Below are 2,187 nucleotides of genomic sequence, written 5' to 3'. Positions count from 1 at the left end.
GTGCAGAAAATCACGTTCGCGCATATTCGAGGTAATCTCGAGGATGGCGGTCTCTTTGCGCAGGGTGTCGCGGCTAAGCACGGCCTCTCGCAACAGTCGGCGGTAATTCATGGGTCGCAAGCGCTGCCAAAAAGGACTGAAACGACTGGCACTGGTGTTGATCAGGCCGGCAAACGCGATTTCATGGGGCGCCTGGCAAAGCCACTGCACCGCCATCATCGCCCCCAGCGACAGCGCCACCACATGATAAGGGCCACTGCGTCCTTGGGCGTGCAGTTGTTCGCGGGCATGGGCCACCATGGCCGCAATCCGCGTCGGGCTGCGTTCCTGCCAGAATTCACCGTTACCGGGCAGGTCCAGTGTAATCACCGTGTCCTGTGGCACCGCCGCCTGAAACTGCTCCGGGAACGTCTCCCAATGCCGCTTTTCACGAACCAGGCCTCGCAATAACACCCAGGTTCTCGCCATTTGTTATCTCCTTGGGACAATGACCCGCTTGGTAATACGGGCTAGAATGCCACCGGCTTTCAGGATGGCAAATGGAGTTTCCTCGCGACTATGGCACGTAAAACAGTAAAACGGGTTAAAACAGGTTCTGTGGAGCGACGCTTCTCCATGGCCAAAGCCGGCTTTCTGGCTGGCGCCAAGTACGCTACCGCCAGCGCAGGGACACTGTTCACCGCTAAAGACAAGCGTGATGACCGGCGCAAGGAAATCTTGTCTGCCCGTGCTCAGGAGCTGGTTGAAGAGCTGGGCAGCCTGAAAGGCTCGGTGGTGAAAATTGGCCAGATGATGGCGTTGTTCGGCGAGCACTTCCTGCCAGAAGAGGTCACCACGGCACTGCATACACTGGAAAACCAGACAACGGCACTGGAATGGCCCGCCATCGAGAGACACCTCAAACGCCAGCTCGGTGAAGTTAAACTGGCTGAGCTTGAGATTGAAGAGCAGCCACTGGGGGCCGCTTCGCTGGCGCAGGTCCACAAGGCGGTGCGCAAGTCAGATGGCAAGGAACTGTGTCTGAAGATCCAGTATCCCGGCGTGGCTGACGCGATTGATTCCGACATGCGTGCGCTGGTGCGCCTGTTGAAGTTGAGCCGACTGGTGCCCATGACCGAGCAATTTAATATGTGGCTCGATGAAGTGCGCGAGATGCTCAAGCGTGAAGTGGATTATGATCTTGAAGCCCACACCACCCGCCATTTTCGCGCCGCGTTGGCCGATGACACGCGTTTCGTGGTGCCGGAAATTATTCCGGAATTCTCCACCCACAACATCATGTGCATGACCTTCGAGCGTGGTATTGGCGTCAACGATCCCGCCGTCCTTGAGCTGTCCCAGACCCGCCGCAACTTTATCGGCCGCGCCATCATGGAGCTGTGCTGCCGGGAAGTGTTCGAATGGAACAAGATGCAAACGGACCCGAATTTCGGCAACTACCTGCTGCGTATTGGGGAAACCCCGGAGCAAGACCAGATCGTGCTGCTGGATTTCGGCGCCATCCGTGATTTCGACAACGAAGTGCTTGGCCCGGGCCGGGAAATGATTCGCGCCTCCTTCTACCATGACACTGACCGGCTGATCCGGGCGCTCAACGCCCTGGATTTCCTGGCCCGTAACGCCCCGCGCAAATTGCTCGAGGAGTTCTCCGAACTCTGCTTCGAAGCGGTTGAAGTGTTGCAGGACCCGGACCGTTTCCCGCCCCCGGCCGCCGTGCTCAATGAGAATGGCGAGTACTGCTGGGGCAGGAGCAACCTGCCCAGTCGCATCATGAATCGTGCCGGCCGCAATGCCCTCTCAGTGCATTTCGATGTACCCCCCAAGGAATTTATCTTCCTGGCCCGCAAGCTGCTTGGCGCATACACCTTTTTGCATGTAATCGAGTCGGAGGTCCGTGGCAACACCATCCTTGAGCCTTTCATTCACATGCAAGAAGAGGACGATATCGCCCTTGTTGATCGAAAAACGATCAGTCCGGGCGGGTAATTCCCATGATTACAGGTGCTGACAGGCCAAAACGCTCATTTATCACCCACTTATCGGTGCGATAACCATTTGTCATTTGCCAAGCTGGCACGTGCACAATAAGGTTAGCACCCTGCTCATCGGCCGGTTCACCTGAACCGGCCGTTTTTCGAGGCTTTCAGAGGTTTCGGGTTGCCAATATCCTCCCTCCTGAATAGCCAA

The 2,187-nt window shown here is 57.1% G+C and carries 2 protein-coding genes; one reads left to right on the top strand and one right to left on the bottom strand.

Going from position 1 to position 2,187, the window contains the following annotated elements:
- Positions 1-468 (bottom strand): alpha/beta fold hydrolase (locus A3730_RS29120; protein ID WP_156501444.1); only part of this gene is annotated, 468 nt, incomplete at its 3' end.
- A gap of 90 nt (positions 469-558) precedes the next feature.
- Here A3730_RS29120 and A3730_RS29115 point away from each other — a divergent pair.
- Complete coding sequence (locus A3730_RS29115) at positions 559-1,986, top strand: AarF/ABC1/UbiB kinase family protein (RefSeq protein WP_063519404.1); 1,428 nt, start codon at positions 559-561, stop codon at positions 1,984-1,986.
- Positions 1,987-2,187: the final 201 nt, after the last annotated feature.

The sequence above is a fragment of the Alcanivorax sp. HI0044 genome (genome assembly GCF_001634945.1).
The sequence above is the reverse complement of the archived record's forward strand: the minus strand, read 5'-3'. Positions and strand labels throughout refer to the sequence as shown.

Excerpts from the sequence above, each read along its gene's own strand:
- A3730_RS29115 (WP_063519404.1), top strand. The coding sequence starts at position 559 with ATGGCACGTAAAACAGTAAAACGGGTTAAAACAGGTTCTGTGGAGCGA.